At 66.9% G+C, this 24,459-nt stretch carries 20 protein-coding genes and 1 riboswitch; of the genes, 15 read left to right on the top strand and 5 right to left on the bottom strand.

Annotated features, from left to right (window positions below):
• Positions 1 to 185 precede the first annotated feature (185 nt).
• From thiL to rsmD, 4 genes are read left to right on the top strand one after another with little or no spacing between them, the layout of a single operon-like run.
• Positions 186 to 1,136: a thiamine-phosphate kinase gene (thiL, locus tag SMD14_RS12175; RefSeq protein ID WP_321216263.1), complete on the top strand. Its 951-nt coding sequence runs from the start codon at positions 186 to 188 to the stop codon at positions 1,134 to 1,136.
• A gap of 22 nt (positions 1,137 to 1,158) precedes the next feature.
• Complete coding sequence (locus SMD14_RS12170) at positions 1,159 to 2,145, top strand: DAK2 domain-containing protein (RefSeq protein WP_321213808.1); 987 nt, start codon at positions 1,159 to 1,161, stop codon at positions 2,143 to 2,145.
• Entirely contained in the window at positions 2,135 to 4,402 is a 2,268-nt protein-coding gene (locus tag SMD14_RS12165; protein ID WP_321213807.1) for an ATP-dependent DNA helicase RecG, read from the top strand. The genes SMD14_RS12170 and SMD14_RS12165 overlap by 11 nt, the downstream gene beginning before the upstream one ends.
• A gap of 45 nt (positions 4,403 to 4,447) precedes the next feature.
• Complete coding sequence (rsmD, locus tag SMD14_RS12160; protein ID WP_321213806.1) at positions 4,448 to 5,071, top strand: 16S rRNA (guanine(966)-N(2))-methyltransferase RsmD; 624 nt, start codon at positions 4,448 to 4,450, stop codon at positions 5,069 to 5,071.
• Positions 5,072 to 5,101: 30 nt separating this feature from the next.
• On the opposite strand, the gene SMD14_RS12155 is transcribed toward rsmD, so the two are convergent.
• Positions 5,102 to 5,890: a fused MFS/spermidine synthase gene (locus SMD14_RS12155; protein ID WP_321213805.1), complete on the bottom strand. Its 789-nt coding sequence runs from the start codon at positions 5,888 to 5,890 to the stop codon at positions 5,102 to 5,104.
• Positions 5,890 to 7,119 (bottom strand): aminotransferase class I/II-fold pyridoxal phosphate-dependent enzyme, encoded by a 1,230-nt coding sequence (locus tag SMD14_RS12150; protein WP_321213804.1) that lies wholly within the window; start codon positions 7,117 to 7,119, stop codon positions 5,890 to 5,892. Before SMD14_RS12150 ends, SMD14_RS12155 begins: the two co-directional genes overlap by 1 nt.
• A gap of 43 nt (positions 7,120 to 7,162) precedes the next feature.
• Here SMD14_RS12150 and coaD point away from each other — a divergent pair, with 43 nt between their 5' ends.
• The 7 genes from coaD to ftsY all read left to right on the top strand — a co-directional run bounded on the left by coaD (position 7,163) and on the right by ftsY (position 15,247).
• On the top strand, positions 7,163 to 7,663 hold the full coding sequence (coaD, locus tag SMD14_RS12145; RefSeq protein ID WP_321213803.1) for a pantetheine-phosphate adenylyltransferase: 501 nt from the start codon (positions 7,163 to 7,165) through the stop codon (positions 7,661 to 7,663).
• A 123-nt stretch (positions 7,664 to 7,786) separates the two neighbouring features.
• Positions 7,787 to 8,311: a DUF177 domain-containing protein gene (locus tag SMD14_RS12140; protein ID WP_157241902.1), complete on the top strand. Its 525-nt coding sequence runs from the start codon at positions 7,787 to 7,789 to the stop codon at positions 8,309 to 8,311.
• A 36-nt stretch (positions 8,312 to 8,347) separates the two neighbouring features.
• Entirely contained in the window at positions 8,348 to 8,551 is a 204-nt protein-coding gene (gene rpmF, locus SMD14_RS12135) for a 50S ribosomal protein L32 (protein WP_009356569.1), read from the top strand.
• A 21-nt stretch (positions 8,552 to 8,572) separates the two neighbouring features.
• Positions 8,573 to 9,295: a ribonuclease III gene (rnc, locus tag SMD14_RS12130; RefSeq protein WP_321213802.1), complete on the top strand. Its 723-nt coding sequence runs from the start codon at positions 8,573 to 8,575 to the stop codon at positions 9,293 to 9,295.
• A 4-nt stretch (positions 9,296 to 9,299) separates the two neighbouring features.
• Positions 9,300 to 10,280 carry a bifunctional DNA-formamidopyrimidine glycosylase/DNA-(apurinic or apyrimidinic site) lyase gene (gene mutM, locus SMD14_RS12125; RefSeq protein WP_321213801.1) on the top strand — a complete coding sequence of 327 codons (981 nt, stop codon included), beginning with the start codon at positions 9,300 to 9,302 and terminating at the stop codon, positions 10,278 to 10,280.
• Positions 10,281 to 10,374: 94 nt separating this feature from the next.
• Positions 10,375 to 13,962 carry a chromosome segregation protein SMC gene (smc, locus tag SMD14_RS12120; protein ID WP_321213800.1) on the top strand — a complete coding sequence of 1,196 codons (3,588 nt, stop codon included), beginning with the start codon at positions 10,375 to 10,377 and terminating at the stop codon, positions 13,960 to 13,962.
• A gap of 76 nt (positions 13,963 to 14,038) precedes the next feature.
• Positions 14,039 to 15,247, top strand: a complete 1,209-nt coding sequence (gene ftsY / locus SMD14_RS12115; protein WP_321213799.1) for a signal recognition particle-docking protein FtsY — start codon at positions 14,039 to 14,041, stop codon at positions 15,245 to 15,247.
• 26 nt (positions 15,248 to 15,273) lie between these two features.
• On the opposite strand, the gene SMD14_RS12110 is transcribed toward ftsY, so the two are convergent.
• The gene (locus SMD14_RS12110) at positions 15,274 to 16,515 is read right to left on the bottom strand and encodes an MFS transporter (RefSeq protein ID WP_321213798.1); all 1,242 of its coding nucleotides are present in this window, start codon (positions 16,513 to 16,515) and stop codon (positions 15,274 to 15,276) included.
• Positions 16,516 to 16,748: 233 nt separating this feature from the next.
• Between SMD14_RS12110 and SMD14_RS12105 the strand changes: the two genes are divergently transcribed.
• Both SMD14_RS12105 and SMD14_RS12100 read left to right on the top strand, forming a co-directional pair.
• The gene (locus SMD14_RS12105) at positions 16,749 to 18,098 is read left to right on the top strand and encodes an ammonium transporter (protein ID WP_321213797.1); all 1,350 of its coding nucleotides are present in this window, start codon (positions 16,749 to 16,751) and stop codon (positions 18,096 to 18,098) included.
• On the top strand, positions 18,095 to 18,433 hold the full coding sequence (locus tag SMD14_RS12100) for a P-II family nitrogen regulator (protein WP_013601408.1): 339 nt from the start codon (positions 18,095 to 18,097) through the stop codon (positions 18,431 to 18,433). Before SMD14_RS12105 ends, SMD14_RS12100 begins: the two co-directional genes overlap by 4 nt.
• 124 nt (positions 18,434 to 18,557) lie before the next feature.
• On the opposite strand, the gene SMD14_RS12095 is transcribed toward SMD14_RS12100, so the two are convergent.
• Positions 18,558 to 19,961 carry a glucose-6-phosphate dehydrogenase gene (locus SMD14_RS12095; protein ID WP_321213796.1) on the bottom strand — a complete coding sequence of 468 codons (1,404 nt, stop codon included), beginning with the start codon at positions 19,959 to 19,961 and terminating at the stop codon, positions 18,558 to 18,560.
• Positions 19,962 to 20,079: 118 nt separating this feature from the next.
• Between SMD14_RS12095 and ffh the strand changes: the two genes are divergently transcribed.
• The gene (gene ffh / locus SMD14_RS12090) at positions 20,080 to 21,663 is read left to right on the top strand and encodes a signal recognition particle protein (protein ID WP_321213795.1); all 1,584 of its coding nucleotides are present in this window, start codon (positions 20,080 to 20,082) and stop codon (positions 21,661 to 21,663) included.
• Between the two features lie 105 nt (positions 21,664 to 21,768).
• Positions 21,769 to 22,500 (top strand): alpha/beta hydrolase, encoded by a 732-nt coding sequence (locus SMD14_RS12085; protein WP_321213794.1) that lies wholly within the window; start codon positions 21,769 to 21,771, stop codon positions 22,498 to 22,500.
• 4 nt (positions 22,501 to 22,504) lie between these two features.
• Here the strand turns inward: SMD14_RS12085 and thiC are convergent, their stop codons facing one another.
• The gene (gene thiC / locus SMD14_RS12080) at positions 22,505 to 24,325 is read right to left on the bottom strand and encodes a phosphomethylpyrimidine synthase ThiC (protein WP_321213793.1); all 1,821 of its coding nucleotides are present in this window, start codon (positions 24,323 to 24,325) and stop codon (positions 22,505 to 22,507) included.
• Positions 24,320 to 24,427, bottom strand: a riboswitch (TPP riboswitch). Its footprint overlaps the gene before it by 6 nt.
• Between the last annotated feature and the right edge of the window lie 32 nt (positions 24,428 to 24,459).

Here is a 24,459-nt window from a genome sequence, read left to right as displayed (position 1 = left end):
CGTGGGCCGGCAATGTCGGAGTACCGCGATAGCGTAGTGGAGTGCCTGAGAATCCCATCACCCACCACGGGCGGCCCCAGCCTGAAGGCGCTGCCGCCGTCGGGGAGCCGCAGACCGTCTCCGCCCTGACCGTCTCTGCGCTCTCCGAGGCCGGGCTGCTGGCCCGGATCTTTCCGCGCCTGGCCATGGACGGCGCGCACAGCGACGCTACGTTGCTCGGCCCGGGGGACGACGCCGCCATAGTGGCTTCTCCTGACGGCAGGACCGTCATCAGCATCGACACCCAGGTCCAGGACCAGGACTTTAGGCTGCAATGGCCCAACGGCTACCGGACTACCGGCTTCGACGTCGGCTGGAAAGCTGCGGCGCAGAACCTGAGTGACATCAACGCCATGGGTGCGCGCGCCACGTCGATGGTGGTAAGCCTTACCCTTCCGCCCGAAACGGCTGTGGGCTGGGTGGAGGACCTGGCGGACGGCCTCACCGCGGGCATCAGGGAACTGGGCGCGGCATCCTGCTCGGTAGCGGGCGGGGACCTGGGGCGCGGGCGCGAAATCTCCGTCACCGTGGCCGTGCTGGGAACGCTCGACGCCGGCGCGCCGGTCCTCCGGTCCGGGGCCAGGCCGGGGGACGTCCTGGCCCTTGCGGGCACCGCCGGCCATGCTGCCGCAGGCCTCGCACTGTTGGAGTCGGACGTGCCTGTTGATGCCCTCAGCGACGGTCAACGCGCCTTGGTGGAACTGCAGTGCAGGCCACGGCCGCCCCTGGCGTCAGGGCCCGCCGCGCGTGCCGCCGGCGCCACCGCCATGCTGGACATCTCAGACGGGCTGCTGCGCGATGGGATGAGGCTGGCAACAGCCAGCCGTGTCGCCGTCGACCTCAATCCAGGCCCGCTGAAGCGGCTGGCGGACGCCCTTCGGCCGGCCGCTGAGCTGTTGGGCATGGACCCTGGAGAGTGGGTCCTCGGCGGCGGGGAGGACCACGGACTGCTTGCCACCTTCCCTCCTGGTTCGCCGCTGCCTCACGGATTCACTGCGATAGGCTCAGTACAAGCACTGGGAATCAATGAAGGCCCGGGCGTCAAAATTGCGGGCCGGTCCGCGGACACCGGGGGATGGGATCACTTTGCACACTAAGGTTGCCGCTAACGCGCAAGCGATGAAGAGATGGTTGGGCAAGGCTGAGACCGCCCTTGGCAACCACAGCGACCGCCTGAATGCCATCAACATCTTTCCCGTGGCCGACGGCGACACCGGCACCAACCTCTACGTCACCGTGCGCGCCGCAGCCCGTTCCCTCGCTGCCACGGGTGACCACCCCGCGCACATGGACGTCGGCGCCGTCCTTGCCGCCGCGGGCCAGGCCGCCATGGAGGAAGCGCGGGGCAACTCGGGGACCCTTTTCTCGGTGTTCCTGTGCGCAGCCGCCGAGCCGCTGGCAGGCCACACCCGGCTGACCTCCACCCTGCTGGCGGCAGCCCTCAACCGTGCCCAGATCCGTGCCTGGTCGGCATTGAGCGATCCCGTGCCGGGAACCATGCTGTCCGTCATGGAAGCGGCAGCCCGGGCCGCGGCCGCTGTCGACGCCGGACAGAACGGGGACGACAGCAACCACGCCCTGGGCCTTGCCCTGGACGCCGTTGTGGAGGGCGCCCTCGCCGCGGTGATCCATACCGAAGACCAGTTGGACGTTCTGACGACCGCCCATGTGGTTGATGCGGGCGGAGTGGGGATGCTGCTGATCCTCGATTGCCTTCGCTCAGCGATCCTGGGTGAAGAGCTCCAAAGCGAACTCCTTGACGGCCTGCACGGCTACGACGTGTCTGACCCGCACATCCATACGGCCATGCCGGATGACGACGGCGTGGAAGTCATGTGCACCATCAGCCTGTCACCCCTCAACGCGGCAACCCTCCGCCAGCGGCTGGACGAGGTGGGCGAGTCCGTGATCATGAGCCAGGTTGGCAGCGTGCCCGATTCCGACGGCAACTACCGGTGGCGCGTCCACGTCCATGTCCCCGAGGCGGATCCCGCCGTCCACATCATCCGGTCCCTGGGGGAGCCGGCCAACATCAGCATCAGTGAACTCGCGCTGCCGCGGGACCCGGCAACGGATGCAGTGAACTCCAGTGGGCATGAGCGCTGAACTGGACCTGGCGCTGGAACGGCGGCTTGGTAAGCGTTCCGCAGCGGTCATAGAAAAGCATCTGGGCATCACCACAGTCGAGGGGCTGCTGAATTACTACCCGCGCCGCTACATGAGCCGCGGGGAGCTGACGCCCATCAGCGAGATTCCCCGGGACGAAGAAGTCACCCTGATCGCCCGGGTGCTCTCCAGCAACACCCGCCGGATGCAGGCGCGCCGCGGCACCATCACCGACGTCGTGGTTTCCGACGACGACGGAAGACAGGGCCTCCGGGTGGTAGGCGGCACGGAGTACCGGGGCAAAGCGCCGGGTACGCTCAAGATCAGCTTCTTCAACGGCTACAAGGCCCAAGCGGACCTGCTCCCTGGCCGCCGGGCGCTGTTTTCCGGCAAGGTCACGTCCTTCAAGGGATCCCTTGGACTCACCAACCCCGACTACCAGCTGCTGGACGATGATCCGTTCAGCGAGGGCGGCCGGGATCCGGAAAAGCTGGCCGCCATGCCCATTCCCATCTATCCGGCCACCGCCAAGCTTCCCAGCTGGAAGATCCAGAAGGCTGTCTCAACCCTGCTCGAAACTGCTGACCTTGGCTCCCTGCCGGATCCCGTGCCACCCGCCATCGCGGCCCGGGAGAAGTTCCTGCCGATCGCCGAAGCCTACCGGCTGATCCATGAGCCGGAGTCGGCCACGGACTGGCAGCAGGCACGTCGCCGCTTCCGTTACCAGGAGGCACTGGTGCTGCAGTCCGCCCTGGCCCGCCGCCGTGCACAGCTGGCCTCGGAAGAAGCCACCGCCCGCCGGCCCGCTCCGGAGGGCCTGCTGGCCAGTTTCGACCGGAGCCTTCCGTTCACGCTCACGGCCGGGCAGGCCGCCGTCGGGGAAACCCTGGCGGCAGAACTCTCCCGGGACGTCCCCATGAACCGGCTGCTGCAGGGAGAAGTGGGCTCCGGCAAGACCATCGTGGCGCTCCGTGCCATGCTGCAGGTGGTGGATGCCGGCGGGCAGGCGGCCCTGCTGGCGCCCACGGAGGTCCTCGCTGCCCAGCATTTCGAATCGATCCGCCGGACCCTGGGCCCACTCTCCGGAGACGGCCTGCTGGGCGGGATGGACGGCGCTTCCGTCCAGGTTTCGCTGCTCACTGGCTCCCTGCCGACGGCGGCGCGCCGGCAGGCCCTGCTTGATGCCGCCTCGGGGACGGCCGGGATCATCATCGGGACCCATGCCCTGCTGAGCGACAACGTGTCATTCTATGATCTCGGCCTGATCGTGGTGGATGAGCAGCACCGCTTCGGGGTGGAGCAGCGCGATGCCCTGCGCGCCAAGGCGCGGAAGCCGCCGCATCTGCTGGTGATGACGGCCACGCCCATCCCGCGGACCGTCGCGATGACAGTTTTCGGCGACCTCGAAACGTCGGTCCTGGACGAACTGCCGGCCGGCCGTGCCCCTATCGCCACCCACCTGGTGGGACTTGCCGAGAACCCGGCCTGGGCAGGCCGCATCTGGGCCCGCGCCCGGGAGGAGATTGACAGGGGCCATCAGGTGTACGTCGTTTGCCCCAGGATCGGAACGGACGACGACGGCGACTTCAGCCCCGGGGAGGCGGAGCCTCCGGCGGGGGATGCGGAAGGGGACGGCGGCCGGGAGCTCGCCTCGGTGACGGCCGTCGTCGAGCATCTGCGGGAAGAGACCACCCTGTCCGGAGTTCCCCTGGCACCGCTCCACGGACGGCAGGAACCGGACGTGAAGTTCGGCGTCATGGAAGACTTTGCGGCCAACCGCATCAAGCTGCTTGTCTCCACCACGGTGATCGAGGTGGGCGTGGACGTTCACAACGCAACCCTGATGGTCATTCTGGATGCGGACCGGTTCGGTATTTCCCAGTTGCACCAGCTCCGCGGCCGGGTGGGCCGGGGCGGGCTGCCAGGGACCTGCCTGCTGGTCACCGCCCTTGAACCCGGGCATCCCAGCCGCCGCCGGCTGGATGCCGTGGCGGCGACTACCGACGGCTTCGTCCTGTCCGAAGAGGACCTGAAGCTGCGGCGCGAGGGCGACATCCTGGGAGCCTCGCAATCAGGCGGACGCTCCACCCTGAAGCTGCTCCGCGTCCTGGAGCATGGCGACGTCATTGCCCGGGCAAGGGAAGACGCCCAGGAGATTGTGCGCGAGGACCCTGCCCTGTCCGCTCGCCCGGAGCTTGCCGAGGCGATCGACAAATACCTCAATCCCGAGAAGGAGGCGTTCCTTGAACGCGGCTAGCATGGTGGGTGCCGGATATCCTGGCGGCCAAGACAGGAGCGTCGAATGAGCCGGATTATTGCAGGTGCCGCCGGCGGCACTCCTTTGACCGGCGTCCCGGGATCCCTCACCAGGCCCACCACGGACCGCGTCAAGGAAGCGCTTTTTTCCCGCCTTGATGCCTTCAACGTCATTACCGGCGCCCGCGTGCTGGACCTCTATGCGGGTTCCGGCGCCCTGGGGGTCGAGAGCGGCAGCAGGGGCGCCCGGACAGTGGACCTGGTGGAGTCCGATGGCAGGGCCAGCGCCGTTTGCCAGCGCAATGCCGATCTCGTCAACGGCGTCCTGGGCCGGAAAGTGGTAACCGTCCACCGCTCAAAGGTGGAATCCTTCCTGGAACGCGCATCGGAGGCGGCAGTCTGGGACCTTGTTTTCCTGGACCCGCCGTATTTGCTCGAGGAGGTTGGCTTGCAGGCAGTGCTCCTGAAGCTGTCCACCCACCTGTCGCCGGCGGCGGTGGTGGTGGTGGAGCGCTCCTCCCGCTCGCCCGAGCCCCGGTGGCCCGAGACTCTCACCCGGTTTGCGGAGAAGAAATACGGGGAGACCAGGCTGTGGTTCGCGGAGCCTTTCGTGCCCGATGCAATCGACGATGACGACATTCCCGAGGCGCCGGAACCGGCCGGACGCTAGCCCGGGCGCGGGAACTTTGGCCTCCCGGAGTCATCCTGCAAAGGGGTCGAGGTCCACTCCGGCCAGCACTTTTGCCGGGTGCGGCCCGCGGGCGGTCAGTTTAGTGGTCCATTCCGGCGGCCACGGGGTGAGGGTGCCGGCGAGGATGATGTTGCCGGGGTAGCGGCCTTCGAACATGCCTGTTTCCGCGACGGCGGCCACATCCGCCATGGCCTGCCGCATGGCGGACACCTGGCTTCGGACGAGGGTCAGGCCCGGCTCGTCGCCGACATTGACGATCAGCAGTCCTGCAGGGTTGAGCCGCTCCCTCACTTCCCGGTAGAACGCGCCGGTGGTCAGGTGCGCGGGCGCGTCCGGCCCGGAAAAGATGTCCAGGATGACGACGTCGAACCGGACTTCGGGGTCAATCCGGACAAGTGACTCCCGGGCATCGCCGATGATGGTCTGCAGGTCCGTCCCCTCGGGCAGGGGCAGCTCCCGCAGGACGAAATCGAGCAGTTCACGCTCCAGCTCCACCGCATACTGCACCGACCCGGGCCTTGCGGCCTGGATGTACCGGGCCAGGGTCAGCGCTCCCGCGCCCAGGTGCAGCGCACTGACCGGAACCCCGGGGGGTGCCGCCAGGTCCACAAGGTGTCCGATCCGGCGCAGGTATTCGTAGAAGATCTCCTCCGGCTGCAGAAGGTTCACGTGGGACTGTTCCGCGCCGCCGATGCTGAGGACGTAGCTGCCGGCAGTGAAGGCGTCGGGTTCTATGGACGCGTGCTGTCCGGTGGTGCGCAGGAACCGGGACGCCCGGACCTCCCGCCCGCCGGGCATCAGAGCCTGCCGCTGAGTGCAGCCAGCCGCCCGGCAGCCTCTTCCAGGACCTCGGCCTTCTTGCAGAAGGCGAAACGGAGCAGGCTTCGGGTGCGCTCGGCTCCCTCGGCGTGGCAGAAAACCGGGACAGGGATCGCGGCCACGCCCACCAGTGCCGGAAGCTTCCGGGCCAGGTCCACGGAGTCGCTGATGCCCAAGGGGGCGGTGTCCACATTGACGAAGTACGTGCCCTGCGGCGAGAAGACCTCGAACCCCGCGGCACGCAGGCCTTCACTCAGGATGTCCCGCTTGTGCTCAAGGGACGCCGCGATGCCCTCATAGAAGGAGTCCGGCAGGGCCAGGCCCGTAGCGATGGCCGACTGGAACGGCGTGCCCGAACTGTAGGTGAGGAACTGCTTGACCGTCCGGGCGGCCGACACCAGATCTTCGGGCCCCGTGAGCCAGCCGACCTTCCAGCCAGTCAGGGAAAAGGTCTTGCCGGCCGAGGAAATGGTGATGGTCCGGTCCGCCGCTCCGGGCAGGGAAGCCACCGGTACGTGCCGGACGCCGAACGTGAGGTGCTCATAGACCTCGTCCGTGATGATGATGCTGTCATGCCTGCGGGCCAGGTCAACGACCCGTTGGAGCACGTCCCGCGGGAAGACCGCTCCGGTGGGGTTGTGGGGGTTGTTCAGCAGCACCACCTTCGTCCGCGCGCTGAAAGCGGCCTCGAGGGCGGCCATATCCGGCATGAAGTCCGGGGCCAGGAGCGGTGCAGTCACGTGCGTCGCACCGGACAGGCCGATCACGGCGCCGTAGGAATCGTAGAAAGGCTCCAGGGTGAGGACCTCGTCGCCGGGACCGGCGAAGGCCAGGAGCGAGGCCGCGATGGCCTCGGTGGCTCCGGTGGTGATGATGACTTCCGTCGCCGGGTCGGGGGAGAGGCCGTAGAACCGCTGCTGGTGGGCCGAGACTGCCTCCCGCAGTTCCGGGATGCCCTTGCCGGGCGCATACTGGTTCGCGCCCGCCAGGATGGCAGACCGGGCGGCCTCCCTGATTTCCGCCGGGCCGTCCTCGTCCGGGAACCCCTGGCCGAGGTTAATGGCGCCTGTCTGCACGGCCAGGGTGGTCATCTCTTCGAAGATGGTGACGCCCAGGCCTCCGTCGGGGGCCAGGAGGTTTGCTCCGAGGGCGGCGCGCTGCCACGGAGCAGGGGCCATGGGGGTGGAAAGTTCCCGTGGTGGATGCATCCAGTCATGGTATCCCGGTGTTCCCATGGGGTAGGTTCGGAGCATGAGACGCGCTGTCTGCCCCGGATCCTTCGACCCTATCCACAACGGCCATCTCGAGGTTATTGCACGTGCCGCCGGCCTCTTTGACGAGGTCATCGTGGCCGTGTCCACCAACCAGGCCAAGCATTACAGGTTCACCCTCCAGGAGCGCCTGGACATGGCACGGGAAACCCTCGCCTCGCTCAAGGGCATCGTGGTGGAACCAGTCGGGGAGGGCCTGCTCGCAGAGTATTGCCGGCAGCGCGGCGTTTCGGCCATCGTCAAGGGACTCAGGTCGTCCTCGGACTTCGACTACGAGCTGCCCATGGCCACCATGAACCGGCAGCTCAGCGGCGTTGAGACGGTCTTCCTGCCTGCAGAGGCCCATTACCTCCACCTTTCCTCCACCCTGATCAAAGAGGTGGCCGGCCTGGGCGGAAATGTGTCCGAATACGTGCCCCGGTCGGTGCTGCGGCGGATGCTTGCGGGCGAGTCGGGCCCCGGCCAGCAGCCGAGGGGGTAGGCTGGTCCGGTACTTCGGCACTCCCTGCCGGCCGGTTTGAGTCCCTGTGGCTCTTCAGGCTAAGATAGTACGTCGGTCATATGTTCAACAGGAGTTCTCATTAAAAGAGATGCTGGTTCGCCCCTGGCGTTCGACGTCAAGGACCTCGGGCGCAGCCCGGGAAGCATGCGGACACTGAAGGAACATGTACCCGCGCCAGGTGATCTTGGCGTGGCGCTCATTGGCGTTCAGGAAGGTTCGGATATCGAGCTGGATCTGAGGCTTGAAGCCGTACACGAAGGAATTTTGGTATCAGGAACCGTGCTCACCGAGGTAACAGGTGAATGCGGCCGATGCCTGGATCCCCTTGCGTATGACCTCGAGGTCAATGTGCAAGAACTTTTCTTCTATGAGGGCGTGGAGCTCTCGGACGGAGAAGATGATGAAGAGCAACGTCGAGTCGAGCACGATGTAATCGATCTTGAACCGGTGTTGCGGGACGCAGTGGTGACCGCGCTGCCGTTCCAGCCGGTGTGCCGGGAAGACTGCCAGGGCCTTTGCTCCGAATGCGGAGTTCGCCTGGAAGACGAGCCGGGGCACCACCACGAGGTCTTGGATCCTCGCTGGGCTGCCCTAGCTGATATGGCTAAGCCTGACCGGCAAAATTGATTTGTACGTGTTTGTCTAGAGAGAAATGAGTTAGCCGTGGCTGTTCCCAAGCGGAAAATGTCTCGCTCGAATACCCGCGCCCGCCGCTCCCAGTGGAAGGCGACCGCCCCCCACCTGGTGAAGACCGTCGAGAACGGCCAGGTCACCTACAGCCTGCCGCACCAGGCAAAGGTCGTCACCGACTCGGCTGGCACTGCGCTGTTCCTTGAGTACAAGGGACGCAAGGTCGCGGACGTCTAATCGGCCCCTGAGGCTGACATGATGTCTTCAACTGAAGAGCTTCTGAAGCGTCTCGGTGTCTCTATAGACGCCGGGACGCTTCGTCTTGCGCTCACACACCGTTCCTACGCCTACGAAAACGGCGGCATCCCCACCAACGAGCGGCTCGAATTCCTGGGTGATTCCATCCTCGGGTTCTCGGTTACCGATGCCCTGTACCGGGACAACCCGGAACTGCCCGAAGGTGAGCTCGCAAAGCGGCGCTCCGCCGTCGTCAGCACCCGTGCGCTTGCCGGCATCGGACGCAGCCTGGGCATCGGGGAGTACATCTACCTTGGCCAGGGCGAAAAGCTCACCCACGGCAACAACAAGGCTTCCATCCTCGCCGACACCATGGAAGCACTGATCGGTGCCACCTACGTGTCCAACGACATCGAGACCGCACGCCAGCTGGTGATGCGCCTGATCGGCCCTTTGCTGAAGGACGCGGCCGCCCTGGGCGCCGGAACGGACTGGAAGACCAACATCCAGGAACTCGCTGCAAGCCGCCAGCTCGGCACCATCCACTACGCAGTGGACGGCTCCGGGCCGGACCATGCCCGCACTTTCACGGCTGTCCTCCATGTGGGCGGAACCGCCTATGGCAAGGGTTCCGGCCACTCCAAAAAGGAAGCGGAGCAGGAAGCCGCCGCGGACGCGTGGCGCGTGCTCTCCGGAGCAGCAGCGGGAACAAAAAAGTCCGCCGGTTCCGTCCCCGCCAAGTAGCGCCATGCCTGAACTTCCCGAGGTTGAGGTGGTACGCCGCGGCCTGGTGAGCTGGGTCCGCGGCCGGACCATCACCTCGGTGGAGGTCCTTGATCCACGGTCGGTGCGCCGCCACGCCCTGGGCGTGGAGGACTTTACCGGCAACCTGGAAGGCGCCACGGTTGCAGACGTCGTCCGGCGGGGCAAGTTCTTGTGGATGCCGCTGGTGGAAGGCGGCCACGGGGACGGCGCCGCCGGGGACGCGCCGGCGCCGGCCGTGGAACGCCCCCGCGTTGCCCTGATGGCCCACCTCGGGATGAGCGGCCAGCTCCTGATGCAGGACCGGGACGTCCCGGACGAAAAGCACCTGAAGGTCCGTTTCCGGCTCAGCCCCGGTGACGGCAAGCCGGAAGAACTGAGGTTCGTGGACCAGCGGATCTTTGGCGGGCTGTTCGTCACGGCGATGGTTCCCACGGACGACGGCGGCCCCGGCGGCCTCGCCGAATCGCCCCTGCCCTTGATAGCTGAGGAAGCGTCACACATTGCACGGGACCCCCTGGACCCCGCTTTCTCCTTCGACGTTTTCTACCGGCGCCTCCGCAAGCGCAAAACCGGCCTGAAGCGGGCGCTGCTGGACCAGGGACTGGTCTCCGGGATCGGAAACATCTACGCGGACGAAGCGTTGTGGAGCGCCCGGCTGCACTATGCCCGGCCCACCGACACCCTGCGCCGTGGCGATGCGGAAAGGGTGCTCGCCAGCGCCCGGCAGGTCATGCTGGATGCCCTCGCGGCCGGCGGAACGAGCTTCGACTCGCTGTATGTGAACGTCAACGGCGCCTCCGGGTACTTTGACCGGTCCCTTAACGCCTATGGCCGGGAAGGTCAGGCCTGCAAACGCTGCGCCGCAGCTGGAATCCACGCCGTCATCCGCCGCGAGCAGTTCATGAACCGGTCCTCGCACACCTGCCCCGTCTGCCAGCCCCGTCCCCGGAACGGGCGCTGGTGACAATGCCCGCGGGAATCCCGGATATTGGGCCCCCACGCAGTAGATTGAGGACAGCGAAGCAGCCGCCTCAGCCACTCAGGAGATCCGAAAAGCCTTGCACCTCAAAAGCCTGACCGTCCGGGGGTTCAAGTCATTCGCGTCCGCCACCACCTTCAATTTCGAGCCAGGGGTCACCGCGGTGGTTGGCCCCAACGGATCCGGGAAGTCCAATGTGGTGGACGCCCTGGCCTGGGTCATGGGCGAACAGGGGGCCAAAACGCTCCGCGGCGGAAAGATGGAGGACGTCATTTTCGCCGGGACGTCAGGCCGGCCGCCCCTTGGCCGGGCCCACGTCTCCCTGACCATAGACAACACTGACGGCGCCCTGCCCATCGAGTACACCGAAGTGACCATTTCGCGGACGCTTTTCCGTACGGGCGGATCGGAATACGCCATCAACGGCGCAGGCTGCCGCCTGCTGGACATCCAGGAACTGCTGTCCGATTCCGGGCTGGGCCGCGAGATGCACGTCATCGTCGGCCAAGGCCAGCTGGACCGCGTCCTCCATGCCACGCCGGAGGACCGGCGGGGCTTCATCGAGGAAGCGGCCGGAATCCTGAAACACCGCCGGCGCAAGGAACGGACCGTGCGCAAACTGGAGGCCATGCAGGCCAACCTCCAGCGCCTCACGGACCTCACGGGAGAAATCCGGCGCCAGCTCACGCCGCTGGGGAAACAGGCGGAAGTGGCGCGCCGGGCCCAGCGGGTCCAGTTCGATGTCCGCGATGCCCGCGCCCGTTTGCTGGCCGACGATCTGGTCCAGCTCCAGCTGGCACTGGAACAGGACGTGGCGGACGAAGCCGCCCTGAAAGAACGGCGGGCCCTCGCCGGCCAGGAGCTTGAGGCCGGCCGCCGCCAACAAGCCGAGCTGGAGCAACTCGCAGCTGAAGCAACCCCCCGGCTGAATGCCGCACGGGACGCCTGGTACCGTCTGTCCGCTGCCAGGGAGCGGCTGCGTTCACTGGGCTCCCTGGCACAGGAACGCAGCCGCCTCCTCGGTTCCGTGGAGGCACCGCCGCCGGGCCGGGACCCGGAACAACTGGAACGCCAGGCGGCCAGGGTCCGCGAGGAGCTGGTTGAGCTCGAGCGCAGCATCCTTGACCGGCGCAGCGCCCTGGACACAGCAAGCGCCGCAAAGGCCGAGGCTGAGCATGCCGCGCTCGAAGAGGACAAACGGCTCACGGCGGAGCTGCGGGCTGCAGCTGACCGGCGCGAAGGCCTGGCCCGGCTGGCAGGCCAGGTTGCGGCGGCGAGGTCCCGCGTTGAGTCCGCCCAGGCGGAACTGGGCAGGCTCCGTGAATCCCTTGCGGCGGGGACCGAACGCCGGGCACGTGCCCAGGCCGAATTCACGGCACTGGAAAACCAGGTGGCCGGTGTGGAGGAGGGAGAGGAATCCCTTGACGCCGACTACGAGGCCGCCAATGAGGCCCTCGACACCGTGGTCCAGGAAATCGCCGGCCTGAAGTCAGCCGTCAGTGAGGGGGTCCGGAAGCGCGACGCCCTGGCGGCGCGCCGTGACGCGTTGAAGCTGGGCCTGGAACGGAAAGACGGGGCGAGGCACGCGCTGCACGCGGGCCTCGATGGAATCCTCGGAACCCTGGCTGCCGGGCTCACGGTGGAAGCCGGCTTCGAGACTGCGATAGCCGCGGCATTGGGGGAGGCCTCCGAAGCAATCGTGGTGCGGGACGCGGAGACGGCAACGGCGGTGCTCCAGCTCCTCAAGGACGACGACGCCGGGCGGGCGTCACTGCTCCTCGGATCGGCAGGGGCTGCAGCTGGACCCACAACCGGCACCGACATGTCCCTCCCTCCGGGCGCGCGCTGGGCCGCGGACCTCACCAGCTGCGACGCCTCCTCCGCCAGCCTGGTTGCGGACCTGTTGGCCGGCACTGCCGTTGTCCCGGACATCCAGGCAGCGGCCGCCCTGGTGGCGGGACATCCCGGGCTGACGGCCGTCACCACCGGCGGAGACGTTTTCACCGCGGTGTCGGTCACCGGCGGCTCGGCCAAGGCGCCGTCGCTCCTTGAGGTGCAGGCGGCGGTGGACGACGCCGAGAGCCGGCTTGCGGCGGTCTCGGCAGCCTTGGAGCGGAACAGGTTCGCCCTCGCGGCCACCGAGGCAAAGCGCGCGGAGGCGCAGGATCGGGCCGACGCCGCCCTGGAAAGGCTGCACGAATCCGACGCGAAGCTGGCCGCCGTGGCTGAGCGCCTCGGCCACCTGAACTCCGTGCTCCGCAGCGCCGTCGGCGAAAGCGACCGCCTGGCGTCATCGCTGGCCAGGGCGGAGGAGAACGTGGCGGCAGAGGAGGAAGCGCTCGCAGCTGTGGCCGCACGCCTGGCGGCGGCACAGGAAGCGCCCGCGGAGCAGGAGCCGTCAACTGAACACCGCGACGCCCTGGCCCAGGCGGCGGCCCACGCGCGCGCTGCAGAGGTTGAGGCACGGCTGGCTCTTCGCAGCGCCGAAGAGCAGCTCTCAGCCACCAGGAACCGGGTGGCCTCACTGGAGCGGGCCGCCGCCACTGAGCGCCGGGCCCGGGAGGAAGCCGCCGAGCGCGCCCGTGTCCGCCGCATCCAGGCGCGGCGCGCAGCCGCCGTGTCCGCCGCCGTAGACGTGGCGCTCCGCCACGTCGACGTGTCCGTGGATCTGGCACGGCATGAACGTGACCTTGCCGAAGACAACCGTGAGCAGCGCGACCAGGCCCTTGGGGAAATCCGGACCGCCAATGAACTCCTGGCGAGGGAACTGGCCGACCTCACGGACAACGTCCACCGCGACGAACTCGCCCGGGCCCGGCAAAGGGCGCAAATCGACGCACTGGAAACCCGCTCCATCGACGAACTGGGCATTACCCCGGACGCCCTGGCAGCCGAGTACGGACCGGACGTTCCCGTTCCGGTTCCGGCCGAAGAAAGCGGCGACAAATGGGCTGCCCTTCGTGCTCCGGTGGACGGCGCGGGCGCGGAAATCGTCGAGGGAAAGCCTTACGTCCGCGAAGAGCAGGAGAAGCGCCTGCGGAAGGCTGAACGCGACCTCGCCAGCCTGGGCCGGGTGAACCCCCTGGCACTGGAGGAATTCGCCGCACTCGAGGAGCGCCATCAGTTCCTCAGCACCCAACTCGAGGACCTGAAGGCCAGCCGGAAGGACCTGCTGGACATCATCAAGGAGGTGGATGACCGCGTCCAGCGCGTCTTCACCGAGGCCTTCGAAGACACCCAGGCCCAGTTCGTCAGGGTCTTCGCCCGGCTCTTCCCGGGCGGGGAGGGGCGGCTGGTGCTCACCGACCCTGCCGACATGCTCACCACCGGTATCGAGGTGGAAGCCCGTCCCGCCGGAAAGAAGATCAAGCGGCTCTCGCTCCTGTCGGGCGGGGAACGCTCGCTGACCGCGGTGGCGCTGCTGGTGGCGATCTTCAAGGCACGGCCCTCGCCCTTCTACGTCATGGACGAGGTGGAAGCTGCCCTGGACGACACCAACCTGGGCCGGCTCATCACCATCTTCGAGGAACTCCGGGAATCCAGCCAGCTCATTGTCATCACCCACCAGAAGCGGACCATGGAAGTGGCGGACGCGCTGTACGGCGTCACCATGCGCGGCGACGGCGTCTCCACGGTGATCAGCCAGCGGCTCGGGGCCGACGTATGACCGGCCGGGTGTAACGGCAGGTCAACTGCACGCCTGCCCCGGAAGGGCGCCCCCGGGCGTATGAGAAGCTAGGGGAGTGAATGACATCCTTCCCATAATCCTGTCCATTCTTGCTGCCCTGGTGGTTATCGGCGGGCTGATTCCGGTCCTGATGAAGACCCGGAAGAACATCACCCGGTACCCTGGCACACGCGATGCCAACGACCCCGTACTGCCGCAGGGCGGGAGCACTGCCGTTGAGGACAGGCCCGGCGCGGTTGCGGACCGTACGGCCCCGGGCCCGGTGGACCTGGAGGGGCTGGAAACCGCTGAGGTCCCGGATAACGCCGCGGGGCTGGAGGTCATTCCGGTTGAGACTCCGCTTCCCGTGGCGGGCCGGCTGGTCCGCCTGCGCGAGCGCCTGGTCCGGTCCAACAACATCATGGGCAAGGGACTCCTGGCGCTGCTCTCAAGCGACAAGATCGACGAGAACGTGTGGGACGAGGTGGAGGAGACCCTCCTCCTGGCGGACCTGGGCACCGAACCCACCATGCAGCTCGTGGACGCCCTCCGTGAACGGGTCAAGGTCCTGGGCACCCGGACCCCCGAGCAGGTCAAAGAGCTGCTCCGCGAAGAACTCATCAAGCTCGTGGACCCCACCATGGACCGCTCCCTCAACGTCCAGCGCCACGCGGACAAGCCGGCCGTCATGATGGTGGTGGGCGTCAACGGCGTGGGAAAGACCACCACCGTGGGCAAGCTCGCCCGCGTCCTGGTTGCGGAGGACAAGGATGTCCTCCTCGGCGCTGCGGACACCTTCCGCGCCGCGGCCGCCGAACAGCTGGCCACGTGGGGCCAGCGGGTTGGCGTTCCCACTGTGAAGTCGGACATCGACGGCGCCGATCCTGCCTCCGTTGCCTACGAGGCAGTCAAGGCAGGCATTGACCAGGAAGTGGACGTGGTCATGATCGACACTGCCGGCAGGCTGCAGAACAAAGTGGGCCTCATGGACGAACTGGGCAAGGTCAAGCGCGTCATTGAGAAACTGGCCGAGGTGGACGAGGTCCTCCTGGTGCTGGATGCTACTACCGGCCAGAACGGCCTGAACCAGGCCCGCGTCTTCTCGGAGGTCGTGAACATCACGGGCATTGTCCTGACCAAGCTGGACGGAACCGCCAAGGGCGGCATCGTCGTCGCCATCCAAAAGACCCTCGGAGTCCCGGTCAAGCTGATCGGCCTGGGTGAGGGGGCGGATGACCTCGCCCCCTTCGACGCAGAGGCCTTTGTGGACGCGCTGCTGAACTAGCCCGCTGCTGAACTGGCCCGGAGGACTCAGGGCCGGGCTGTCCGCAGGGTTTCCCGGGTGGCGGCCCAGGCCACCGCGGCCACGAGCATGATGCCGCCGGTCACCCCGAAAGCCCAGCCGTAGCCCAGCCGGTCGGCCAGCACACCTGCCAGGACGGGCCCAACAATCGCGCCGACGTCGGACGTCATCTGATATACGGCCAGGACCTTGCCCCCGGACCGGCCGTTGCCGATCACGTCCGCGACGGCGGCCTGCTGGGCCGGGCCGAAGAGGCCGGAGCCGGCCCCGGCCAGGGCCGATGCCGCAAGGAACCAGCCCAGCCCGGACGTAAAACCGATGGCAGCGGTGGCGGCCCCGGCAACAATCAGTCCGGCAACCATCATGGGTTTGCGGCCCAGGGTGTCAGCCAGCCGGCCCGAGAAGGTAAGGGCTGCGGCGTTCCCGGCAGCAAAAACTGCCAGTGCAAACCCGGCCGCCTCGGGTCCGGCTCCGAGGGCCGCCACCGCGAAGAGCGGAACAGTGGCCATCCGGACCCCAAAAGTCGCCCAGCCGTTCACGAAGCTGGACAGCACGGCGGTCCGGTAGGTGCCCATGGCAAGCGCTTCTCCCAGGGGCATGTCCGGTGCGCGGTCCTGCCCGTCCCCGCCGCCCCGGCGCTGGTGGCTGAGCTGTGTCTGGACCACGACGGCGGCCATCACCAGGGCGGCCGCGTACGCCAGGAAGGGAACGCGCAGGCCGAAGCCGGCCAGCAGGCCGCCGACGATCGGGCCGCACACATTTCCGATGAGGAAGGCGGACGCGTAGGCGCCGGAAACGCGGCCCCTGCTCTCCGGCGGCGCAAGCCGCACCACCAGCGCCATCGAAGCGACCGTGAACATTACCGATCCGGCTCCGCCAAGCCCGCGGAAGAGCAGGAGCTGCCAATAGTCCTGGGCGAACGCGCAGGCAGCGGTGGAGGCGGCGACGATCAGCAGGCCCATGACGTAGACGGGCCGTTCGCCGATCCGGCCGATGAGGGCACCGCCGGCGGGCGCGAAGACCAGCCGCATGAACGCGAAGATCGCCACGATCACCGAAGCTTCGGTATTTCCCACGCCGAAGGTTGTGGCGAACTGTGGCAACACGGGCGCAACAAGACCGAATCCAAGGGCAATAAGGAAGGCCGCGGCCAGCATCACCTTGATGTCGCGCGGCAGCTTTTGCCTGCCGGGACGCAGCAGGGAAAAAATCCGCGCTGTGGCGCGGCTCACGCGGGGTTCTGCCGTCATGGTCGAGGGGTCCTTGCGTACTTGTCCGAGGGGCGTCGGCGGGAGAGGTGAAACATAACCGTAACAAGCCAGATATGCACCATTTACTTCCTAGAGGTTGTTGTAACAGCCCCGCAATAAAAAACCTCCGCGGCCGAAACACAGCGCCGACACACTCGTTACAGGACGCAAAAGGCGTTGGCAGGCGGATCATCTCCGCAATTTCGACCAAATCGATAAGAGAGGCGTGCACCATGGAACTTACCGCAGGTCACGTATGGATCATGGTGTCGGCGGCGCTTGTGCTGTTCATGACACCGGGTCTGGCATTTTTCTACGGCGGCATGACCCGGGCCAAGGCCGCGCTGAACATGATGATGATGAGCTTCATCTCCATCGGCATGGTTGGCGTTGTCTGGGTTCTCTGGGGCGCCTCCATGAGCTCCGGCGAGGGCTTCTTCCAGATTGTGGGCAACCCGTTTGCCACGTTCGGCCTTGAGGGCATCGACACCCCGGACGGACTGATCAAGGTCGGCTACGCTGCCACCTTCGCCATCATCACCGTCGCACTCATCAGCGGCGCCATCGCTGACCGCGCCAAGTTCGGCGCCTGGTCTGTCTTCGTGCCCGTCTGGGTCACGCTTGTCTACTGCCCGCTGGCCTACATGGTGTGGGGCGGCGGACTGTTCGGTCCTGAAGGTGCAGTGGGCCAGGCCCTCGGCCCGGCCATCGACTTCGCCGGCGGCACCGTGGTCCACATCAACGCGGGTGTTGCAGCCCTGGTCCTGGTCCTCATCATCGGCAACCGCAAGGGGTTCGGCAAGGACCCGAACCACCGCCCGCACAACATCCCGTTCGTTATGCTCGGCGCAGCCATCCTCTGGTTCGGCTGGTTCGGCTTCAACGGCGGTGCCGCCACCACCGCTGAGCAGGGCGGGCTCATCTGGGTGAACACCCTTGCCGCCCCGGCTGCCGCGATGCTCGGCTGGCTGGTCACCGAGCGCATCCGCGACGGCCACCCCACCTCCCTGGGTGCCGCCTCCGGTGTTGTTGCCGGCCTCGTCGCCATCACCCCGGCCTGCGCCAACGTGAGCCCCGTCGGTGCCCTCGGCCTCGGCATCGTGGCTGGCGTGGCTTCCGCCCTCGCGGTGGGACTGAAGTTCCGCTGGGGCTTCGATGACTCGCTGGACGTTGTCGGTGTCCACCTTGTCTCCGGCATCATCGGCACCGTGGCCCTGGGCTTCATTGCACTGCCCACCGACGGCGTGGGCGGCGGCCTCTTCTACGGCGGCGGCATGACCCAGATGTGGGCGCAGCTCGCAGCGGCCGGCATCGCCATCGCCTACTCCGCCATCCTGACGGCGATCATCGCCCTGGCCATCCACAAGACCATGGGCTTCCGTGTCTCGCAGGAACAGGAAACCGTGGGCGTGGACCTCAGCCTGCACGCCGAGACCGCCTACGAGTTCGGCGTCGGGGGACACGGCGGAAGCTTCCAGCCCCTGCACGACATGATCACCGGCAAGACCCAGTCGGACGCGGCACAGAAATCAGGAGCCGCGAAGACCGAATCAGCAACAGGTAAGGAAAGCGTGGGGGCATGAAACTGATTACTGCGATCGTCCGGCCGGAAAAGCTCGAGGCCATCCGTGAGGGGCTGGAGGCCTACGGCGTACAGGGCCTGACGGTCAGCGCGGCGAGCGGCTACGGCCGGCAGCGCGGCTACACCGAGGTCTACCGCGGCGCGGAGTACAACGTGGACCTGCTGCCCAAGATCCGGGTGGAGGTCCTCGCCACCGACGAGCAGGCAGACGACATCCTGGATGTCATCATCGCCAGCTCAAACACCGGCCGGGCCGGCGACGGCAAGGTCTGGACCGTGGATGTCTCGGAGGCGGTGCGGGTCCGCACCGGTGAACGGGGCGTTGCGGCAATCTAGGCCGGCAAAGCACTAAAACTAAAAAACGGAGCGGGCAGGAAAACCGGAAGGTTTTCCTGCCCGCTCCGCTGTGCTGTCCGACACCCCGCCGCCAGCGTGGATGCAGCTGCGGCGGAAGCTGGCCTTAGTGTCCCGGCACCGTGCCCGGCCAGCCCGCGGGGCCGGCCGATCCGGCGTCGTACTCTTCCAACGGGACAGAATCCTGCTGCCAGGCCTTGAGCACAGGCTCAACAATGCGCCAGCATTCTTCCGCGGTGTCGCCGCGGACGGAAAGCAACGGGTCGCCCGCGAGGACGCCTTCCAGGACTTCACCGTAGGGGAGGAGGTCCGAAGCGCTCAGTTCCGCGCCGAGGGTGATGCGGCCCAGGCTGAAGATGTTGCCGGGACCATTGACATCGACGTCGAACGCCAGGGTGTCCGGCCCGAAGCCGATCCTTAGCTTGTTCGGCGAGTCAACGCCGGTAAAGCCCCGGGGAAGGTGGGGCACCGGGCGGAACGTGACCACGGCTTCCTTGCGCTTAACGCCCAGCGCCTTGCCGGAACGGAGGATGAAGGGGACGCCCTTCCAGCGCCAGTTGTCGATGTTCACCTGGATCTCGGCCAGGGTCTCGGTGCCTCGTGCCGCGTCCACACCGTCCTCCCGCGCGTAGTCCGGGACCTCCTTCCCCGCCAGTTCACCCGCCGCGTAGCGCGCCCTGCGGCTGGAACCGGCGTAGGGCTCCGGGACGCTGCTCGCGCGCAGGACCGTGGAAATGGCGTCGCGCAGGTCCCGTTCGCCGATGGTGGCCGGCGGTTCGATGGCCATCAGCGCCATGATCTGCAGGAGGTGGCTCTGGATCATGTCCCGGAGCGCGCCGGCGCCGTCGTAATAACGGGCGCGTCCCTCCAGCGCGAGGTCCTCGTCAAAGATGATTTCCACTTTTTCCACGTGGTGGCGGTCCCAGACGGGTTCCAGGAAGTTGTTGGCGAACCGCAGGCCCAGGATGTTCAGCACGGTGGCCTTGCCCAGGAAATGGTCCACCCGGTGGATGTGGTCTTCCGGAACCAGCCGGACCAGTGTCTGGTTGAGCGACCGGGCAGACTCCTCGCTGGAGCCGAAGGGTTTTTCCATCACCAACCGCGTGCCGGCCGGAACCTGGTCGGGCCGCAGGGTTTCACAGGCGAGCTGGCTGATCTTGGGCGGGAGGGCAAAATAGACGGCCGTTGGGCCGTCCAGCGCGGCAAGGAGCGAGGCCAGGGCGCCGTCGGCGGTGACATCCAGCTGGTGGTAGACCGTCTCCTTTTCAAGGGACTGCAGGGCGTCCTTTCCCTCGGGACCTGCGGGCCCGGCTGCTGCTTCGAAGGAGGTGTGAACCCTTTCCCGCCACTGTTCCGGGGTCCAGGGATCTGACCCGGCACCGACGAGCCGGAGATCCGTGGCGTGGCCCTTCGCCACCAGGCGCGCCAGGCCCGGCAGGAGCAGCCGGCCCGTCAGGTCCCCGGAAGCGCCGAGGATGAGGAGGGTTTTCACAGATGCTTGGCTCGTCATTTTGCCAGCATGCCACCTTGGGGGTCCGACTTGGTACCCTAGATAGTCGAGTCCCGATCATCCACAGCCTTTGATTATTCATAGCCTTTGATCATCCACAGAAAGAAGTGCACGTCGCGTGTTCAATTCACTCTCTGACCGGTTGACAGCAACCTTTAAGAATCTGCGGGGTAAAGGCAGGCTCTCCGAGGCCGACGTCGATGCCACAGTCCGCGAGATCCGCCGTGCCCTCCTGGATGCCGACGTTGCCGTTCCAGTTGTCCGTGAATTCACCGGCCGGGTACGGGAACGCGCCCTGGGTTCCGAGGTGTCCGGTGCGCTGAACCCGAGCCAGCAGATCGTCAAGATCGTCAACGAAGAACTGGTGGAGATCCTCGGCGGTGAAACCCGCCGGATCCGCCTCGCCAAGAACGGCCCCACCATCATCATGCTGGCTGGCCTCCAGGGTGCCGGTAAGACCACCCTCGCCGGCAAGCTGTCCAAGTGGCTGAAGGCCCAGGGCCACAGCCCCATGCTGGTGGCATGCGACCTGCAGCGCCCCAACGCGGTCACCCAGCTCCAGGTGGTGGGCCAGCGCGCCAAGGTGCCGGTGTTCGCGCCGCACCCGGGAGCCACGTCCTCCGAACTCGAGCACCCTGCCGGCGACCCCGTGGCCGTTGCCCGCGCCGGTGTGGAGGAAGCCCGCCAGAAGCTGCACGACGTCGTCATCGTGGACACCGCCGGCCGGCTCGGTGTCGACGCCGACATGATGGAGCAGGCGCGCCAGATCCGCCGCGCCATCGTGCCCAACGAAGTCCTCTTCGTCATCGACTCCATGATCGGCCAGGACGCCGTGAACACGGCGCTCGCCTTCGATGAGGGCGTCAACTTCACGGGCATCGTGCTCTCCAAGCTCGACGGCGACGCCCGCGGCGGTGCCGCGCTCTCGGTGGCGTCCGTCACCGGCAAACCCGTCATGTTCGCCTCCACCGGCGAAGGCCTTGACGACTTCGAGCTGTTCCACCCGGACCGGATGGCATCGCGCATCCTGGACATGGGTGACGTCCTGACGCTGATTGAGCAGGCGGAGAAATCCTGGGACAAGGACGAAGCCGCCCGGATGGCGAAGAAATTCGCCGACCAGGAAGACTTCACCCTTGAGGACTTCCTGGCCCAGATGCAGCAGATCCGCAACATGGGCTCGATGAAGAAAATGCTCATGATGATGCCGGGTGCGCAGAACATCCGCCAGCAGCTGGAGCAGTTCGACGAACGCGAGATCGACCGCGTCGAGGCCATCGTCCGGTCCATGACCCCGCACGAGCGTGTTGCGCCCAAGATCATCAACGGCTCCCGCCGCGCCCGTATTGCCCGCGGCTCCGGCGTCCACGTCTCCGAGGTCAACGGCCTTCTGGAGCGCTTCGCCCAGGCCCAGAAGATGATGAAGAAGATGGCCCAGGGCGGCATGCCGGGGATGCCCGGGATGCCAGGCATGCCGGGTGCCGGCGGCGGGGCGCGGAAGAACGCCAAGAACGCCCCCAAGAAGAAGGCGAAGTCAGGCAACCCCGCCAAGGCTGCCCAGGAGCGGAAGGACGCCGAGGCCCGCCGGGCCAACGCGGCCAAGGCTCTGCCGACCGGCGCCGCCTTCGGCCAGCAGCCGGGCGACTTCGATCCGTCCCAGCTGAACCTGCCCAAGGGCTTCGACAAGTTCCTCGGCAAGTAAGCAAACCTGGCCCAACTAAGTAGCGCCAAGTGTCGTTTTGACGGTTCATAACGACACTTGGCGCTACTTAGTTGGGATGTCGGGGCTGTGGAATAGGGTTGGGTCATGTTCAAGCAGAGGGTAGTGTTCGTGCACGGCGCGGGCAGCTTCGGCGCCGCGGCCTGGCCCCGCCAGCATGGCCTGGCACTGTCCTATGACGCACTGTTCCTGCGCCGCCACGGCTACGATCCCGTGGCAGAGCCGGTGGAATCATCCTTCGAAGAGGACGCGGGGATCCTGCTGCGGTCACTGGCCGACGACGGCAGGGGCGCCGTCGGCGGGCACGTCGTGGCACATGCCCAAGGCGCCGTCGCAGCGATGATGGCCGCCGTCGAACGCCCCGACCTTGTCTATTCGCTGACGCTGGTGGAGCCGGCCTGCCTGTCGCTGACCGCGGAACTGCCGGCGACGGCGGCGCACATTGCGCTGATGAAGCCGCTCCTGGACGTCCGGCACCAACTCGGCGACGAGGACTTCCAGCGGGAATTCGTGCGCCGGGTCTACGCCACGGACCTGCAGCACCCGGTCACCGTGGAAGAGAAGCGGTCCGCCCGGCGGCTCCGTCTGCAGGTGCCGTCGTGGGAAGCTCCGCTGCACATCGTGCCGGGCGTGCCTACGCTCGTCCTCACGGGCGGCTGGGAGCCGCTCTACGAAGAGATCGCGGGCTACCTCCGGGAGACCGGCGCCCTCCACCGCACTGCGGCGGGAGGGCACCGGCCCCAGGATTCAGGAGAGGGGGACCGCATCATCCGCTCGTTTATCGGCGATGCCAGCCGGGTCCGGGCACGCGCGTCCTGACGCCCTAGCTTCCGGCGGCAACACGGGGCTCCGGCAGGTACACCTTGCCGCCGGCCGCCCGGAATTCCTCGCTTTTCCCCTTCATCCCCGCCGCCGCCGCCAGGGCCGCCTGCGACTCCGCCGAGCCAAATTCGTCCCGGATGTCCTGGCTGATCCTCATGGAGCAGAACTTGGGACCGCACATGGAACAGAAGTGCGCGGTCTTGGCAGGTTCTGCGGGCAGGGTCTCATCATGGAAGGCTTCCGCCGTGACCGGGTCCAGGGACAGCGCGAACTGGTCGCGCCAGCGGAATTCGAAGCGTGCCTTGGACAGCGCATCATCGCGCTCGTGCGCCCCCGGGTGGCCCTTGGCAAGGTCTGCCGCGTGTGCGGCGATCTTGTAGGTGATCACCCCGGTCTTGACGTCGTCCTTGTTGGGCAGCCCCAGGTGTTCCTTCGGGGTTACGTAGCAGAGCATGGCGGTGCCGTAGCGTGCGATCTCGGTGGCACCGATGGCCGAGGTGATGTGGTCGTAGCCCGGTGCAACGTCGGTAACCAGGGGCCCGAGTGTGTAGAACGGCGCACCCTTGCACAGCTCCTGCTGTCGCTCTACGTTCTCGCGGACCAGGTGGAACGGGATGTGCCCCGGACCTTCCACCATCACCTGCACGTCGAATTCCCAGGCGCGCGCCGTCAGCTCAGCCAGTGTGTCCAGTTCGGCGAACTGGGCAGCGTCGTTGGCATCCGCCGTCGCCCCTGGCCGCAGCCCGTCACCCAGGGAGAAGGCGACGTCGTACTTCGCGAAGATTTCGCACAGCTCATCGAAGTGCGTGTAGAGGAAGTTCTCCTGGTGGTGGGCCAGGCACCAGCCTGCCATGATCGAACCGCCGCGGGACACGATGCCTGTCACCCGGTTGGCTGTCAGGGGCACGTAACGCAGCAGGACGCCGGCGTGGATGGTCATGTAGTCCACACCCTGCTCGCACTGTTCAATGACGGTGTCGCGGAAGATCTCCCAGGTAAGGGCATTGGCTTCCCCGTTGACCTTCTCGAGGGCCTGGTAGATGGGGACGGTGCCGATGGGGACGGGGGAGTTGCGGAGGATCCATTCGCGGGTGGTGTGGATGTCATCGCCGGTGGAAAGGTCCATGACGGTGTCGGCGCCCCACTGCGTTGCCCACTGCAGTTTGTCCACCTCCTCCGCGATGGAACTGGTAACGGCCGAGTTGCCGATGTTGGCGTTGATCTTCACCAGGAAGGCCTTGCCGATAATCATTGGCTCGGACTCGGGGTGGTTGATGTTGCTGGGGATGATGGCGCGGCCCGCAGCCAGCTCGCTGCGGACCAGTTCAACATCGCAGTTCTCGCGCAGCGCCACAAAGCGCATCTCCGGGGTGATCACGCCCTGCCGCGCGTAGTGCATCTGCGTCACGGTCCTGCCGTCGACGGCGCGGCGGGGCACCGGGCGCGCTCCCTTCCACTCGGCGCTGGCGGCGCCGCGGCGGACAGCCGAGCGGCCGTCGTCGAGCAGGTTCCGTTCCCTGCCGCTGTACGCCTCGGTGTCTCCGCGTGCTTCGATCCAGTCCGTCCGGAAGGGAGGGAGGCCGATGACGGGGTCGCTGCCAGGTCCCGCCGTCCGGTAGGTCCGGAACGGCCTGTTCGGCGTCCCGTTCGGGGAAGGTTCCAGCGCAATCTCCGTCACCGGGACCCTGATCCCCGTGCCGGCATCCTCAAGGTAGGCCAGAGAATGGGATTTCAGGGACTGGGTCACCGGTGGCTGGTTGCCGGCTGCTCCCATCGCCGGACGGTCTTGGGCAGGGTTCAGCTGTGCATTTTGTGTACTCAAGGAATACTCACTTCCTTCGCCGGCATTACCCGGACAGGTTCAACGGTCGCAGGCTGCGTCAGCCCGATCTCAGCCCCTGCAGGGGCACCCGTGTGGTCAAGGTGTAAGCTACCACACGCCCCCGGAAGGGCGGT

Origin of the sequence: Pseudarthrobacter oxydans (assembly GCF_034258515.1) — a bacterium.
GTDB lineage: Bacteria > Actinomycetota > Actinomycetes > Actinomycetales > Micrococcaceae > Arthrobacter.
Note: the sequence above shows the minus strand (reverse complement) of the source record. Positions and strands in the feature narration are given on the sequence as shown.